Raw genomic sequence first — 14,938 nt, forward strand, 5'->3', positions numbered from 1 at the left:
GCGAGGGCCGATGTACCTCTAGTATAGGCGGCGGCGTAGCCAGCTTGCAAAGCCGGCCCTCAGCGCCAGCACGGTCAGGGCCATCCACCCGGCGGCAGGATAGAGGTGGGCTACGGTCTCGGCAAACCCCGCCAGCGCGACCGGCACGGCCGAAAGGATCCACCATCCGGCCTGCCTGGTGACCGCTCCCATGGGCCCGCTCGCCCGTCCTCTCCCGGAGCTCCCCAGCGAGACGGCCGCGGCCACCCCGGTCGTGTAGATAGCAGCGAAGAGCACCCCGAGGTGAAGGCCCAGGGCGACCGGGTGGAGCGCGGCCGACGCCGAGGCGAGGGGCATCGCCGCCTCGTGGGTGCCGGAGCGCGCAATGATGGCGAGACCCGCGGCGGCTACGGCGCCCACCATCACTCCCCCGAGCACCGAAGCGACGCGCAGGGCGGGGAGGCGAAGCCCGAGTCCCTGTGCCACCGGCAGCACGGCGCCGCGGGCGAACAGGGCGTTGGCCGCGGCGTACGAGAGGACATTCCAGACACAAGCCGGGCCAGGGCGGGCGGCCCCCGGCGGCGGGGTGGCCAGGGACCCCCCCAGCACCCGCCAGGCGAGCGCTTCCAGCGTCATGATGACGACCACGGGCGGGCCCAACCAGGAGGCGATACGGGCCAGGCCTTGCTGCGCGGGTAAGGCCGCGCCCGCCCAGACCAGCCCTGCTCCTGCCAGCGTAGCCAGCACCCGATGGCGTCCTGCCGGGTCAAAGAGGTGCCCCAGACCGGCCAGCATGGCAGCCAGGCTGACCCAGGACAGCCAGACGATGGTGACGCGTTCGAGGAGGCGCGGTAGCTCGCCGGCCCCCGAAAAGCCGGGCGGCGCAGGGCGCGCGTCGGGTTCGCCCCAGCCTGCGACCACGCCGGCCAGCATCCCGGCCACGATCGCCGCGGGAATGGACTGGGGATGGCAGGGATGGAAGAAGACAACGAGTTCCCGGCCGCTGGCATACCCCGCCCCCACGATGGCGCTGAAGATGGTCCACGCCACGGCGGCGCTACCCGGCGGGAGAAGGGACCCGAGAAGGCGGCCCCTGGCTCTGGGCAAGTCGCTTCACCCAGCGGTGTATACGTCCGGGCGCCGCTACATATAACGTCAACGGAGCGCGGGGCCGTCCTACCGTTCCAGTGACTGGGGCCCTTCCCTTCCTTGCTCGAGGGCTTCCCACGGGCGTGCCCCCGATAGTCCGCCGGGCAAGGGGAGCGACGGTGAAACCACGTACCTGGCATCCGAATGGGCCGGTCGTCCGTGACGACGGGGAGCCCGACGTCGTCCTGAGAGTGCGCTACCAGCAGCCGGAGGCGTGTGGGCTCCTGGCTCGGCTCCTGCTGGAGGTCGTCGGGGCGTCCCCTGAGGCCTGGGACGACGCCGCGGTGGTATGCATCGGCACCGACCGGTCGACAGGCGACTCCCTGGGCCCGCTCGTAGGCTCGCACCTGGCGCGCCTGGTCCCGCGGCTGAGGGTGTACGGCACGCTGGAAGAGCCGGTCCACGCCACCAACCTCGGTGATACCCTGGTTCGCCTGGCGGCCCGCCCGCCCTCGTTCACCCTGGCGGTGGACGCTTGCCTCGGGCGGGCGGAAAACGTCGGCAGCCTCACGCTGCGGATGGGCCCTCTGCGCCCTGGGACCGGAGTGCGCAAGACGCTCCCGGAAGTAGGCAACGCGCACATCGTGGGGGTCGTCAACGTGGGCGGCTTCATGGAGTACCTGGTGCTCCAAAATACCCGCCTCGGGGTGGTCTGGCAGATGGCCCAGGTCATTGCGGGGGGCATCGCACAGGCGGCCGCTACGGCCTGGTCGAGGCAAAGTGCGGCCGCCCCTGAGTTGGGGCCACCGTGCACCCTGCCCCGGTAACCGGCCGGCTCCCGTATGGCCCCGGACGCGCGCCGGCGGGCTCAGCCGGCCACCCGGTCTCGCAAAGCCGCCACGATGTCGTCCGCACTCATCCCGGACGCCTCGATGACCGGCGCGTCCGACAGACGTCGCTCGCTGCCGAGAAGGTTGTCGTCCATGCCGCTCAGTACCACGGCCGCAACCTGCCGGAGATCGGCCTCGTGGAGCGGCACCACGCGGTAGCCCGCTGCCTCGATCGCCTCGCGCATCCGCATGATGTCGTCGTCGCAGGCAATGACTTTGGGCTCTCCCATGGCCGGCCATCCCTCCGGGCCTTAGGCTGGCCCTGCGCCCGGGGACTCATGCGCCCGGGCCGGCCTGGGGATGCTCCGGCCGCAGCAGTTGCAGCACGTGCTGGTCGTCCACCGGGCGGAAGTCGTCGTACCACTGTCCGACCGACTCGAGCTCATCCGTCAGCGTCACGGCGACCACCTTGCGGCACTCTGTGGCCACCATGCGGGCACTGGATCTGGCGGCTACCGGCACGGCCACGGTGACGCTCTCCGCCCCGTGGCGGGTGGCGTATCGCACGGCGGCGATGGCCGTGTAGCCCGTCGCCAGGCCGTCGTCGACGATCAACACCCGGCGGCCCGAGACGGCTCCGATTGGACATCCATACGCCGCCTCCCGCCGCCTGGCCTCGTCGAGCGCTGCTTCCACGGCGAGTCGTAGCTCGTCGGGGCCGATCGATAGCGCTCGGACGGCCTCCTCGTTGAGGAGCTCCGTACCGTCGGCGGCGACGGCCCCCACGGCCAGCTCGGGGTTGAAGGGACAAGGGACCTTCTTGACCGACACGGCGCCGAGGGTCAGCCCGAGGCGCGTTGCCACGCGCGACGCCACCACGACGCCCCCCCGAGGGATTCCGAGGGCGAGCGCGTCCGTACCGCGGAACTCCTCCAGGAGCGCCGCCAGGCGGTCTCCCGCGTTCTCCCGGTCGGCAAAGCGCACGGCCGGCCTCCTTCGGGCGGGCCAGGCTCCGTCATTCCTTGTGGTCGCTCGAGGCTGCGGCCTCCCACGCCGGTGCGGCGGCTGCCGTGGCTCCGAACGCGACGGCCGACCTGTCGCCGGCGGTCATGGTGCACTTGCCGTCGAGGTGACCGCCTTCGTTGACCACCAGGACGGGGGTCTCGACGTCTCCCCGGATCCTCCCGGAGCTGGTGATTTCGAGGCGCGCGGTTGCCCGTACCTGACCCTGGATTTCGCCGGCAACCAGGATGGAAGCGGCCTGGGCGTTGGCGAGCAAGAGGCCGCCCTCTCCCACGATGAGGTCGGCGCTGGTCTCCACGGACCCCTCGAGCTTGCCGTCCACCCGGACGGAAGCCGAGCTCTTGAGGTTGCCTTTCACCTCGGTCCCCTTACCCACGATGGTGGAAACCGCTCCGGGGTCCGGCGGTGCCGCCGCGCCCTCTCGACGAGATCGAATCACGTACCCCAGCCTCCTTCGGGCAGCTCACGGAAGGTAGTGAAAGGGATTGACCGGCCGGCCGTTGAGGTGCACCTCGTAGTGGAGATGGGGCCCCGTGCTCAACCCCGTCGAACCCATGGCGCCGATCTGTTGCCCCTTCGCTACCCTCTGGCCCACCCTCACCAGGATTCTCGACAGGTGACCGTACAGGGTGCGCAGTCCGTAGCCGTGGTCGACCATGATGGTCAGCCCGTAGCCGCCCTTGCGGCCTGCCATGACGACGGTGCCATCCGCGGCGGCGAGCACGGGCGTGCCGGTCATGCCCGCCACGTCCACCGCGTAGTGGTAGTCCGGCTCTCCGGTCACAGGATGGCGCCGTGGTCCGAAAGTGGAGCTGAGGTAGCCGTCGGCTGGCCAGATGGACGGCGTGTGAGCGCGCCGGCGAACGTACTCCAGGGTCGTGGAGCGCAGGGAGCGGACGTGGTCGTCGAACGCTGCCAGCTGGTCGTCGGCGTATTTGAGCGTCGCGGTGACGACCTGAATGACCTCGCGATGCCCTGCAGGGCCACCTCGGCCGACCTGCGCGTCTTCAGCCGCCACCTGCCGGACGGGCGGAAGAGGCGGTGGAGGCACCGCGTCCGCATTGAGAAGCATCTGCCGGAGCTCCCGAGTCGAGGTAGCGAGGCTTGCCAGGTCTTTCTGGATGGTGAGCGCCTGGGAGAGCAGTCCCTCGTAGCGCGTCTCGCTCTCGAGGTACGCCCGCTCGAGCCGCGCGTACTGGCGGAGCTGCAAATCCAGGTGAGCTCGGAGCTTGCCGGCCATATCGCGGGCGTCGAAGAAAGAGGATGCAAACAGGAGCGTGGCAACAACGAGAGCGCCGGCGAGACCCTTGAGCGCGTCGTAAACCGGGCGGCTGACTCGGATGGTATGGGTCCGCTGCCCGTCGTGGGGGACGATCGTGATGGTTATGTGTTCGCGTGGCCGTCGCTGGGCCATTGTACCGGTCTACCTCCGGTTCTCTGGCCCCCACCCCGTACCGGGGAAGTTCGACGGCTCTACTGTAAACTCCTGCCGACTGCTGCCATGTCCGGGAACAGGCTCCAGGGCGTCGTGCGCCTCGCTACGTTCCACGTGGAACAGTGTCGACGCTCGCTATCCTCCCAATCCCTCGCCCGCCTCCGCACGAGCCTCCACCTGCCCCAGCAACTCCACCAGCCGCACCAGCTCTTCCTCCCCGTAAAACTCGATCTCGATCCGGCCTTTGCGCCGCCCCTCCCGGATCACCACCCGCGTGCCCAGCGCGCGCTCCAGCGCCGCCGCCACCTCCCCCCACCGGGAACTCCCCGGGTCCCTCTTGCGAGCCTGCTCCCTCCCGCCTTTCTCCTCCCGCCCTTCCACCATCCGCCGCACCAGCTCCTCCGTTTCGCGCACGGAGAGCTGGCCCTCCGCAGCCTTCCTTGCGACCTGCACGCGCTCGGGCCCCGCGGGCAACCCGAGCAACGCTTTGCCGTGCCCCGCGCTCAGCCATCCTGCCTCGATCCACCCCTGGATCTCCGGCTCGAGCTCCAGGAGCCGCAAGGCGTTGGCCACCGTCGGCCGCTTCCGCCCCACCGCCTGGGCGACCGCCTCCTGGCTCATCCCGAACTCCTCGACCAGCCGCCGGTACGCCTCGGCCTCCTCGAGAGGGCTCAAGTCCTCACGCTGGAGGTTTTCGACCAACGCCATCTGCAACATCTGGCGGTCGTCGACCGCCCGCACCACCGCCGGCACCGCCTCCAGGCCCGCCATCCGCGCGGCCCGCCACCGCCGCTCCCCAATCACGATCTGGTAGCGGGCCCCCTGGCCTTCGCGACCCGCCGGCCGCACCACGATGGGCTCCAGCACTCCGTGGGCGCGGATCGACTCCGCCAGCTCCTGAAGGGATGCCTCGGAAAACTGCCGCCTCGGCTGGAAGGGGTTGGCTTCGACCTCCGCGACCCGGATCTCCCGCACTCCCTCCTCCGGGCCGCCTCCCACGCCACTCACCACCTCAGGAATCAGCGCCCGCAGCCCTCTGCCGAGCGCCTGCCGGCTCATAGCGCATCACCTCCTCCGCCAGCTCTCGATACGCCTCCGCCCCTCGGCAGCCCGGGTCATACAGGGCGATCGGCTTTCCGTGGCTGGGCGCTTCGGTCAGGCGGACGTTACGGGGGATCACCGTCTCGAAGACCCGTACCTTCCCGGCGAAGAAGGACCGAACGTCATCCACCACCTGCTGCGACAGATTGGTCCGAGCGTCGTACATGGTGAGCACCACCCCGCCCACCACCAGGTCGGGGTTGAGGTGCTCCCTCACCATCTCGATGGTTCGCATCAGCTGGCTGAGGCCCTCGAGCGCGTAGAACTCGCACTGGATCGGCACCAGCGCCTCGTCGGCGGCCGCAAGCCCGTTGAGCGTCAACAGCCCCAGCGACGGGGGCGAGTCGACCAGGATGTAGTCGTACACCGAGCGTACCGGCTCCAGGGCCCGCTTCAACCGGAACTCCCGGGACAGGGCGCTCACCAGCTCGATCTCGGCTCCGGCCAGGTCTATGGTGGCCGGCGCAAGATCCAGTCCCGCTATCTCCGTTGCGCGGATCACGGCCTCCATCGGGCGCTCGTTCATGAGCACGTGGTATACGCACCCCTCGAGCTCTCGCTTGTTGACTCCCACGCCCGTGGTCGCGTTGCCCTGAGGATCCCCGTCCACCAGCAGGACCTTCCGCCCGGCGAGCGCCATGTATGCCGCCAGGTTGACGGCCGTGGTGCTCTTGCCCACCCCGCCCTTTTGATTCACGATGGCTATGACGCGCCCCACCGCCGGTCTCCCTTCCCCCTCTCGCCCCGCTCGAGCACCCGCCGCCCCAGCTTCACCACGAACGTCCACCCGTCGCCGTCCTCTTCCTCTGACAGGCTTGCCTCGATCCCCGCCTGACGAGCCTGTCGAACCACCTGCCGCAGCCCGTTGACGAAGATCCGCGCGTCCCCGTACGCCCCCCGCACCGTCCGGCGTTTCGGCTTACCCTGTACCGCCTGCTCCACGAGCCGCTCGCTCGCCTCCGCGCCCAGCCCCTCCTCCGCCATCCGTCGGGCCAGCTTCAGCTGCTGCTCCGGGTCCTGCACCCTTAGCAGGGCCCGGCTCTGCCTCTCCCCGAGCTTCTGCTCCCGGATGAACGCCTGCACCTCAGGCGCCAACTTCAGCAGGCGAATCTTGTTGGCCACGGCGGCCTGGCTGCACCCTAACACCCTGGCCATCTCTTCCTGCGTGAGCCCGAACCGCTCCATGATCCGCCGGTAGCCGTCGGCCTCCTCCAGGAAGTGCAGCCCCGAGCGCTGCAAGTTCTCGATGAGGCCCCACTCCGCGGCCGTCCGGTCATCGCTCTCGCGTACGATGGCAGGCACCCGCTCCAGGCCCGCGAGCTGAGCGGCTCTCCAGCGCCGCTCCCCGGCAATCAGCTCGTACCCTTGCTCCACCGGGCGCACCACGATCGGCTGGATGAGCCCGTGCTCCCGGATCGACTGAGCGAGACCCTCCAGCTCCTCCTGGGAGATCCCCTGCCGCGCCTGGTACGGGCTCGGGTGGATACGTTGTACCTCGATCCACCGCACGTCTACGGCCGGAGCCTCATCGATCCCCGCCTGGCGCGCGACCCGGGGCCCCCCAGCCGTCCTTCCCCGAAGTAATTCGCCAAGCCGCACGGCCAAGCGCCCCTCCTCCCCATCGCCTACCCCCGCGCCTAACACGGCTCCCTGGCGGCATTCTTCAAGGCGTTCCTCGTTCCTCTCCCGGCTCCCCTCACGCCGGGCGCCCCCACCGCCCGGGACGCCGCGGGAAGCGGCCGGGAGTCCTTCGAACCTTCTCCGCCATCACCAGGACCCTGCGATCCCCCCCGGGCAGAGTGAGCGCCTCCTGCCTCAGCCGCCCCAACCCCACGGCCCCCGCCACCTGCTGCCCGGCTTCCCACTCTTCGGCCACCGCCGGCCCTTTCATGATCAGCACCCGACCGCCTACCCGCACCAGGGGTGCGCACAGCTCGACGCTCACCGCCAGCGAGCCGAGCGCCCGCGCCAGCGCACCGTCCAGGCTCTCTCTCCAGCTCTCCTCACGGGCCAGCACCTCCGCCCGCTCCCGGACCACCTGCACATTTCCAAGCCCCAGGGCTCGCACCGCCTGCTCGAGGAACTCCACCTTGCGCAACACCGACTCGATCAGCACGACCTGCAGCCTCGGGCGCGCGATCGCCAGCGGCAGCCCGGGAAACCCGGCGCCGCTTCCCACGTCTGCCCAGCTCCCTGCCTCCTGGGCTCCAATCCACCGCACCACCGAGAGCGAGTCGAGATGGTGCTTGACGAGGATCTCCCCCGGGTCGGTGATCGCCGTGAGGCTCGCCCGCCGCGTACCCTCCACGAGCAGCTCCGTCAGCCGCAAGAGAGCCTCGGCTTGCTCCTCCCCGAGCTCCACCCCCAGATCCCTCGCCCCGCCGATCAGCCACTCCACCTGCCGCTCCCGCCCAGCGCCCCCAGCCACCGGCTCCTCCCCAAACAAAGGGACGGCCGCGAGGCGGCCGTCCCTCCTTCCTTTCGGCTCCGCTTTCTCTCGTCGAGCGTTCCCTCTCAGGACTGGCCGTTTCCTCCTGCCCGCGGCGAGCCGCCCTCGTCAGCCTGACCCGGCGCCTTCAGCGCGCCTTTCGGCCAGATGACCACCCGACGGTTGGGCTCCTCCCCCTCCGACCGCGTCTCCACGTGCGGATCGTCCTTCAGCGCCATGTGCACGATCCGCCGTTCCAGCGCGTTCATCGGATCGAGCGCCACGCGCCGGCGCTCCACCCGCACCTTGCGGGCAGCCCTGAGCGCAAGGCTCCGCAGCGTGCTCTCTCGCCGGCCCCGGTAGTCGCCCGCGTCCACGACGAACCGGATCCACGGTCCCTCGTGGGCCCGGTTGGCCACCAGGTTGGTCAACAACTGCAAGGCGTTGAGGGTCTCCCCGTGGCGCCCGATGAGCAGTGCGGCCCGCTGTGACACCACGTTGAGGGTGAAGAGGTCGGGAGCGGTCCGCCGCGTCTCCACCATGGCGTCCGCCCCTATCAGCCGCACCACGTCCCTCAGGAACGTCCGCGCAGCTCCCAGTGCCCTCTCCACGGCATTCGGGTCTGGCCCGGCAGCCTCGCCCTCTCCCCTCTGCCCCTCCCGCTCCTCCTGCTCCTCCCGGCCGTTGACCGCCGGCCGTGCACGAGAAGCCCGCGCCGGCGCTCCCCTCTCCGATCCTCGCACGGTGACCCGGATCCGGGCCAGCCGGCCGCCCAGCCATCCCAGCAGGCCGCGGTTGGATTCCTCCAGAACCTCGACCTCCACGTCGTCCCGACCCACCCCGAGCTCGTCCAGGGCCGCCTCCAGGGCCTCTTCCACGCTGCGCCCGGACTTGACGACCGACCGCGGGCCACTCATGTCGCGCGCACGCCTCCCTCTGCGGTCCCGAGCCGCCGCTGGAAAAACCAGTACTGCCCGAAGGTGAGCACGTTGCTGACCGTCCAGTACAGCGCCAGCCCCGAGGGGAAAGTCGCGGCGAACAAGCCGGTCATGGCGGACATCATCCAAATCATGCTGCTCTGCTTCGGATCCGTCATGGTCGGCTTCATCGACAGGTATTGGGTGAGGGCTGCGAGGATCGGCCATACGAACATACGGTCGGGTCTCCCGAGGTCCCACAGCAAGAAAAGGCTGCCCTCGGGCAGGCGGCGCAACGCGAGCCACAGCGCCCACAGGATGGGAAGCTGCACCAGCGACGGAAGGCACCCGCTGAAGGGGTTGAGCCGTTCTTCCCGGTACAGCTCCATCATGCGCCGCTGAAGCTCTTGCGGCTTTTCCCGGTACTTTTTCTGCAGCTCTTGCAGCTTCGGCTGCAGCCGCTTCTGGCCTTCCATTGCCCTCAACTGGGCGAAGCCCAACGGCAGCAGCAGGGCCCGCACGACCAGCGTCAGCCCGATGACGGCCAGCCCGTAGCTACCGGTCAACCCCCGAAACTGCTCCAGCACCCACCACATGCCGTTGGCGAGCTCTGTCAAGTGTCTGCCTCCGTCTCTGCGCCGGCCCGCGCCCGATGCCCTCTCACGGGACGGGATCGTACCCTCCCGGGTGGAACGGGTGGCAGCGCAAAAGCCGCCTTACCGCCAGCCATCCTCCCTTGACCGCCCCGTGCTTGAGCACCGCCTCCTCGGCGTAGGCCGAGCACGAGGGATGGAACCGGCACGTAGGTGGGGTATAGGGCGAAATCCACCGCCGGTACGCGCCAATCGCCCACGCCAGCGCCCGCGCGGGCGTCACCGCGCCCGTCCGGCCTCCTCGGTCGCCGCCTCGTCCAGCCATGCCCCTGCTCTCTTCAACGCCGACCGGAGCGCCTCCCGAAGGCGCTCGAACGGCACCTCGACGCACGCAGCCGAAGGCGTAATCACCAGGTCGACCCCGCCCGGCAGACGCGCCCCCCAACCCCGCAAGGCCTCCCGCACGCGCCGCCGGATCCGGTTCCTCGCCACGGCGCCCCCTACCTTGTGCCCGATCACGAACCCGACCCGCACCTCTTCACGCCCTGTGCGAACGGCGCGCACCAGCAAGAGATCGCTTCGCCCGCGCCGCCCCTCCCGGAACACCCGATCGAAGTCGGAGTGCCGTGTCAGCCGGCCCAGCCGCGCGGCCACCTCGCCACCCAGCCGCCTCAGTCGACGGTAAGGCGATACCGCCCCTTGGCACGCCGCCGCTTCAGCACGCGGCGCCCACCGGGCGACGACATGCGCCGCAGGAAGCCGTGTACTCGATACCGCCGGCGACGCTTCGGTTGCAGCGTCCTCTTCATCGCGTCGATCTACACGCTCTCTTTCCTTGTGGCCCCAACCTTTCCTCCACGGGCGCGACCCCGTAGTGACGCGCACCGGGAATGGAAAGGGTCTTCTTGCCCAGAAAGCGGCAGGTTCGATTATAGCCTCGCCGCAATTTTGGCGTCAACGGCCGCCCCTGCGTGCCGGCCCCACTCCGGCACCTTGCCCTCCGGCCGGCAGTCCCCTTAGACTTCCCTTTGCGCGGCCACCGCGCACCGGGGGAGTTCTCCACAGGCTGTGGACAACCTGTGGAACGCGTGCGCGAAAACGGGGCCCGCCACCTGGAGGACGGGAGGGTGCCGCTCGATGGCTCGCCTGCTTTCACGCTTTCCCCACCTTTTCGCCGGTCTTCCCGAGAAGCGGCTACCGCTCCCGGCTGCCTTCCGGCTGCACGCTCGCCTCTCCGGTTTCCCTCCCACGTGCCAAAAGGGCCTGTGGATAACCTGGGGATACTGTGGATATGACCGGTTCTGCCTCCATGCTCCGACGGCTTTTCACGCACTTTTCGTCACCCCGGAAACCCTTCCGGCTGCTTGAAGAGGACGCCTATGGCCGTAGAGTCGACGCCTTCGCGTGGCGCTGCGATCTTTCGTCTTCGCCCGGACGCACAGCGGGCGACCGGCCGGGTCCGCCTGACGCCCTTCGGACCTGCAGCCCGGGAGCCGTCGGAGCCCGAAGCGGCGCCTCAGCTCCAGGTCCGCCTCGCCGTCTACTCCGCCTCCCACCTCCCCGCGGTGTATGACCTCTTCGCGGAGGATCCCGGGGATCTCCTGGCCGAGGCGTGCGACCGGGCGCTCACCCTGGCTCGCCAGCAGCACAGCCCTGTCCCGTCCGCCGCGGTGGTGGCGGTCATAGAAAACCTCATCCACGCTCGCTTCCACATGGCGACCGTCTCCCTGGGAGCAGACGGCTCCGTCACCGTCTCCGACCAGGGCCCGGGCATCGAGGACAAGGCACGGGCGCTACTGCCCGGCTTCACCACGGCCACTCCGGACCTACGCCGCTACATCCGCGGCGTCGGCTCCGGGCTGCCCGTGGCACAGCAACTGATGCAGGAGATTCGCGGCGAGTTGCGTATCGAGGACAACCTTGCCGGGGGCACCGTCGTGACGCTGGCACCTCCTTCCGGGGCGCTCAGCGCTCCGGGCGGATCGCCCGTCTTGCGGCCTGCCCCGACGGCACAGACGCGCCCTCTCACTCCTCGCCAGCAGCGCCTCGTCTTGCTCCTCGCAGAAGCCGGCGAGATGGGGCCGAGCGCCGTCTCCCAGCACCTCGGCGTGAGCCTGACCACGGCGTTTCGGGAGCTGGTGGCCCTCGAGGGGTACGGACTCGTGGCCGCTCGCGCCTCGGGTAAGCGCGCGCTCACGGCCCGCGGGATCGAGATGGCCGAGTGCATCGCCGGAGAGGAGATGGGGGGCTCTCCGCGACCGTGACGATCGGCGCCGGGATGCGCCGCAGCCGCCGCATATGGGACCAGCGGGGCCCGGCTTGGTCTTGGGGCTGGCCGCGCTGCTCGCAGGGAGCGCTCTTGCGCGGCGCTATCCTCCCGTCGAGCAAGCGCCCGAGGACCGGGAGGTCTTGTCATGCAATCATGGTCTGAACTATGGAACGCCACGGTGTCGATGCTCCGGGAGCGGGAGGGCATGAGCCCGGGCTTCGACACCTGGTTACGCGCTTCGCGCCCTGTCGGGCTCGACGGGGAGACGCTCGTGGTCGAGGTACCCGACCCTTTCACCAGGGATTGGGTGCGGGCGCGCTACGGGCCCGCCATGGAAGCCCTTCTTACCGGGCTCGCCGGGCACCCGTGCTCGGTGGTCCTCGTCGCGCCGGGCGAGCCCACCCCTTCGCGCGCCCGCCCTTTTCCGTCGTCGGATCAGCCCCAGCGGGGCGCGCCGCCTGCGCCGGACGTCGCCGCAGACGAGGACCCCTCTCATCCCACCGGTCCAGGGGGCCTCAATCCCCGCTACACCTTCGACACGTTCGTCGTCGGCGCGAGCAACCGCTTCGCCTACTCGGCGTGCCAGGGAGTCCTCAGCAACCCGGGCGGCCCGTACAACCCCCTTTTCCTGTACGGGGGCGTCGGCCTGGGAAAGACCCATCTGATGCAGGCGGTCGCCCACGAGTTCTTACGGCAGCGCTCGCACTTGCGCGTCCTTTACATCACCACGGAGACGTTCACCAACGACCTGGTCGACTCTCTCCAGAGGCGGAGCATGCCCGAGTTTCGCAGCCGTTACCGTTCCCTGGACGTGCTGTTGCTGGACGACGTCCATTTCGCGGCGGGCAAGGAAAGCACGCAGGAGGAGTTTTTCCATACTTTCAACGCGCTGTATGAGGCCGGCCGCCAGATCATCTTGTCGAGCGATCGGCCCCCGGTCGAGATCCCCAAACTCGAGGAGCGCCTCCGTTCCCGCTTCGCCTGGGGGCTCTTGGCGGACATCCAACCCCCCGACTTCGAGACGCGCCTTGCCATCCTGCGCAAGCGGTGCGAGACCTCGGGTACCCCCGTTCCCGACGAGGTGTTGCACTACATTGCCGAATCCATCCAGTCCAACATCCGAGTTCTCGAGGGGGCCTTGCGCAAGGTCGTCACCGCGGCGCGGCTATCCGGCGCTCCTGCCACCCTCGACCTCGCGGCCGAGGTGCTCCGGGACCTCACCGAGTCGCAGCGCCGCCCCCTCACCATCGATCGCATCCAGGCCGTCGTCGCCCAGCACTTCGGCATCGAACCCGAGGAACTCAGGGGCAAGAGCCGGACCCGAGACGTGGCCTTCGCCCGCCAGATAGCCATGTTCCTCGCACGGGAGCTGACCCAGGCTTCGTTGCCCCACATCGGCGATCAGTTCGGAGGGCGAGACCACTCCACGGTCCTCCACGCCATCGAAAGGGTCCAAGCTGCCATGCGAGCCGATGGGGCCGTCAACGACCTGATCCGGCACCTCCGCCAGCGACTCAGCCGGACGTGAACCCTGTCGAAAAGGCCCTGAAAACCTGTGAAAACCGGTGGAAAGACCGTGGACAAGTCAGGCGCTTCTCCACAGACCGCTGTTCGGGGACAGGAGGTCAGACTGTTCGGTTAGCGGTTATCCCGATTGTGTCTCCCGTTCGTCCACAGCTTCGAACGGAGGCGGATTTTGACGCCCATGCGTCTGGCAGCCTTGTCCACATATCCACGGCTCCTACTGCCTCGACTGCATATCCTTAGTTCCTCCCCGGAGTAGGAGGAGGAGATGGCCTCGATCCAAGTCCAGGCAAAGGAGGGCGCTACCAGCCCATGGAGATCACTTGCGCTCGCCAGCAACTGGCCGACGCGCTGGCCATCGTGGAGAGAGCTGCGGCCACCCGGGAGAACGTTCCCGTCCTCAACGGGATCCTCGTAGAGGCCTCTCCTTCCGGAATGAGCCTGCGGGCCACGGACCTCGAGCTCAGCATTGCGGCTTTCGTCGAGGGACAACCGACGGAGCAAGGAGCTCGGGTCGTCGACGCGCGGCTTTTCTCCAGCCTCGTGCGGCGTCTTTCGGGAGAAATGGTACGAATCGCCACCGTGAGCGGAGGTACTTCGGTCGTGGTGGAGTCGGGCGGGGCCCGGTTCTCCCTCGTCTCCGTCGACTCTCAGGAGTTTCCTGCCTTTCCGGAGCTGGCCGACGGCTGGAGGGTCGTCATGGGGGCCCAAGCACTGTATCGGGCCATTGCTCAGAGCCGCTTCGCGGCCGCCAGCTCGGACCAGCGGCCCGTCCTGAGCGGGGTCCTGGTGGAGGTCGAGGGGGAGAGCCTCCGGTTGGTGGCGACCGATAGTTCCCGGTTGGCCTACCGGGAGGTGAGCGTCGACCGCACGGAGAGTTTTGGCAACGTGGGGCTGTTCGCTCCCAGGGTGATCCTGCCCGTCCGGGCGCTCGAGGAGATGCAGCGCGTCTGCTCGGCGTTGGACGGAGGCGAGAGCGTGGCCCTCGAGCTGGGGGAGAGACTCGCGGTGTTGCGCTCAGGGGCAGTGGTACTGGTGAGCCGGCTCATCGAGGGCACTTTCCCTCCCTACCGGCAGGTGTTCGTCGAAAACCTGCCCAATAGGGTACGATTCCGCAGGCTCGAGCTGCTCGAGGCCGTGCAAAGGGCAGCCCTCCTCAGCCGGCGGGGACCGGCTGTGGTACAGTTATCCGCGGGCGACGGGCGCCTGGTGGTCAAGAGCAAGGAGCAGGACGTGGCCCAGGGGGAAGAGGTGCTCGAGGCGTCGACCGAGGGAGAGGCGTTCGAGGCGGCCTATCAGGTGCGGTTCCTGGAGGACGTGCTGAAGGCCTTCGACACCGAGGAGATGGCCATCGAGGTGGGCGATCCGAGCCGCCAGGCGACCGTTCGCGTGCCCGGCGACGGGGGCTACCGGTACGTCCTGATGCCGGTGCGGCTGGGATGAGCAGGAGCGAGGCTACCCTGTCCACGTGGGAGCCAGGGCGTACAGGCTGAGACGAAAGGACGAGGGATGCCTGTAGTGGCGGCTGTGCCTGTGGGAATCCGGGAGGAGCCCATCGAGCTCCAGCAGTTCCTCAAGCTGAGCGGGGCAGCGCGTACCGGGGGAGAGGCGAAGGTGCTGATCGGGGCCGGGCGAGTGAGGGTCAACGGCCGGCCCGAGCTGCGCCGCAGCCGCAAGCTTCGACCCGGAGACGAGGTAGAGGTCGCCGGACGCGGGCTCTTCGTCGTCATCACCAGGCTGGGCTGAGCCG

The 14,938-nt window shown here is 69.2% G+C and carries 19 protein-coding genes; 5 read left to right on the forward strand and 14 right to left on the reverse strand.

Translation table 11 applies throughout. The features are described 5' to 3' along the window. Positions 1 to 18: 18 nt before the first annotated feature. Positions 19 to 1,029 (reverse strand): hypothetical protein, encoded by a 1,011-nt coding sequence (locus U7230_RS13610; protein WP_324716378.1) that lies wholly within the window; start codon positions 1,027 to 1,029, stop codon positions 19 to 21. A 218-nt stretch (positions 1,030 to 1,247) separates the two neighbouring features. Between U7230_RS13610 and yyaC the strand changes: the two genes are divergently transcribed. After that, the gene (yyaC, locus tag U7230_RS13615; RefSeq protein WP_324716379.1) at positions 1,248 to 1,895 is read left to right on the forward strand and encodes a spore protease YyaC; all 648 of its coding nucleotides are present in this window, start codon (positions 1,248 to 1,250) and stop codon (positions 1,893 to 1,895) included. Positions 1,896 to 1,936: 41 nt separating this feature from the next. On the opposite strand, the gene U7230_RS13620 is transcribed toward yyaC, so the two are convergent. The 13 genes from U7230_RS13620 to rpmH form a co-directional block, all read right to left on the reverse strand. Then, entirely contained in the window at positions 1,937 to 2,188 is a 252-nt protein-coding gene (locus tag U7230_RS13620) for a YkuS family protein (RefSeq protein ID WP_324716380.1), read from the reverse strand. Between the two features lie 46 nt (positions 2,189 to 2,234). Beyond that, positions 2,235 to 2,882, reverse strand: coding sequence for a phosphoribosyltransferase (locus U7230_RS13625; RefSeq protein WP_324716381.1), 648 nt, complete (start codon positions 2,880 to 2,882; stop codon positions 2,235 to 2,237). Positions 2,883 to 2,913: 31 nt separating this feature from the next. Continuing rightward, positions 2,914 to 3,360, reverse strand: a complete 447-nt coding sequence (locus U7230_RS13630; protein WP_324716382.1) for a bactofilin family protein — start codon at positions 3,358 to 3,360, stop codon at positions 2,914 to 2,916. Positions 3,361 to 3,384: 24 nt separating this feature from the next. Then, complete coding sequence (locus U7230_RS13635) at positions 3,385 to 4,335, reverse strand: M23 family metallopeptidase (RefSeq protein WP_324716383.1); 951 nt, start codon at positions 4,333 to 4,335, stop codon at positions 3,385 to 3,387. A gap of 156 nt (positions 4,336 to 4,491) precedes the next feature. Continuing rightward, the gene (locus U7230_RS13640; RefSeq protein ID WP_324716384.1) at positions 4,492 to 5,415 is read right to left on the reverse strand and encodes a ParB/RepB/Spo0J family partition protein; all 924 of its coding nucleotides are present in this window, start codon (positions 5,413 to 5,415) and stop codon (positions 4,492 to 4,494) included. Further along, complete coding sequence (locus U7230_RS13645; RefSeq protein ID WP_324716385.1) at positions 5,369 to 6,175, reverse strand: ParA family protein; 807 nt, start codon at positions 6,173 to 6,175, stop codon at positions 5,369 to 5,371. Before U7230_RS13645 ends, U7230_RS13640 begins: the two co-directional genes overlap by 47 nt. Continuing rightward, a complete protein-coding gene (locus tag U7230_RS13650) occupies positions 6,160 to 7,056 on the reverse strand; it encodes a ParB/RepB/Spo0J family partition protein (RefSeq protein WP_324718250.1) in 897 nt (298 codons plus the stop codon). Before U7230_RS13650 ends, U7230_RS13645 begins: the two co-directional genes overlap by 16 nt. A 97-nt stretch (positions 7,057 to 7,153) precedes the next feature. After that, on the reverse strand, positions 7,154 to 7,885 hold the full coding sequence (rsmG, locus tag U7230_RS13655) for a 16S rRNA (guanine(527)-N(7))-methyltransferase RsmG (RefSeq protein WP_324716386.1): 732 nt from the start codon (positions 7,883 to 7,885) through the stop codon (positions 7,154 to 7,156). An 86-nt stretch (positions 7,886 to 7,971) separates the two neighbouring features. Beyond that, positions 7,972 to 8,802 (reverse strand): RNA-binding cell elongation regulator Jag/EloR, encoded by an 831-nt coding sequence (jag, locus tag U7230_RS13660; RefSeq protein WP_324716387.1) that lies wholly within the window; start codon positions 8,800 to 8,802, stop codon positions 7,972 to 7,974. Next, positions 8,799 to 9,419: a YidC/Oxa1 family membrane protein insertase gene (locus U7230_RS13665; protein ID WP_324716388.1), complete on the reverse strand. Its 621-nt coding sequence runs from the start codon at positions 9,417 to 9,419 to the stop codon at positions 8,799 to 8,801. The genes jag and U7230_RS13665 overlap by 4 nt, the downstream gene beginning before the upstream one ends. Before the next feature lie 43 nt (positions 9,420 to 9,462). Further along, on the reverse strand, positions 9,463 to 9,720 hold the full coding sequence (yidD, locus tag U7230_RS13670) for a membrane protein insertion efficiency factor YidD (RefSeq protein ID WP_404980527.1): 258 nt from the start codon (positions 9,718 to 9,720) through the stop codon (positions 9,463 to 9,465). Then, the gene (rnpA, locus tag U7230_RS13675; RefSeq protein ID WP_324716390.1) at positions 9,675 to 10,049 is read right to left on the reverse strand and encodes a ribonuclease P protein component; all 375 of its coding nucleotides are present in this window, start codon (positions 10,047 to 10,049) and stop codon (positions 9,675 to 9,677) included. The genes yidD and rnpA overlap by 46 nt, the downstream gene beginning before the upstream one ends. Before the next feature lie 17 nt (positions 10,050 to 10,066). Next, positions 10,067 to 10,204 (reverse strand): 50S ribosomal protein L34, encoded by a 138-nt coding sequence (gene rpmH, locus U7230_RS13680; protein WP_324716391.1) that lies wholly within the window; start codon positions 10,202 to 10,204, stop codon positions 10,067 to 10,069. Positions 10,205 to 10,774: 570 nt separating this feature from the next. On the opposite strand from rpmH, the gene U7230_RS13685 reads away from it, so the two are divergent. The 4 genes from U7230_RS13685 to U7230_RS13700 all read left to right on the forward strand — a co-directional run bounded on the left by U7230_RS13685 (position 10,775) and on the right by U7230_RS13700 (position 14,934). Next, positions 10,775 to 11,659 carry an ATP-binding protein gene (locus U7230_RS13685; protein WP_324716392.1) on the forward strand — a complete coding sequence of 295 codons (885 nt, stop codon included), beginning with the start codon at positions 10,775 to 10,777 and terminating at the stop codon, positions 11,657 to 11,659. A gap of 150 nt (positions 11,660 to 11,809) precedes the next feature. Further along, positions 11,810 to 13,192 (forward strand): chromosomal replication initiator protein DnaA, encoded by a 1,383-nt coding sequence (dnaA, locus tag U7230_RS13690; RefSeq protein ID WP_324716393.1) that lies wholly within the window; start codon positions 11,810 to 11,812, stop codon positions 13,190 to 13,192. A gap of 308 nt (positions 13,193 to 13,500) precedes the next feature. Further along, a complete protein-coding gene (gene dnaN / locus U7230_RS13695) occupies positions 13,501 to 14,631 on the forward strand; it encodes a DNA polymerase III subunit beta (RefSeq protein WP_324716394.1) in 1,131 nt (376 codons plus the stop codon). Between the two features lie 66 nt (positions 14,632 to 14,697). Continuing rightward, positions 14,698 to 14,934: an RNA-binding S4 domain-containing protein gene (locus U7230_RS13700; protein WP_324716395.1), complete on the forward strand. Its 237-nt coding sequence runs from the start codon at positions 14,698 to 14,700 to the stop codon at positions 14,932 to 14,934. Positions 14,935 to 14,938: the final 4 nt, after the last annotated feature.

This window comes from Limnochorda sp. L945t (genome assembly GCF_035593305.1).
Taxonomy (GTDB): Bacteria; Bacillota; Limnochordia; order Limnochordales; family Geochordaceae; genus Carboxydichorda; species Carboxydichorda subterranea.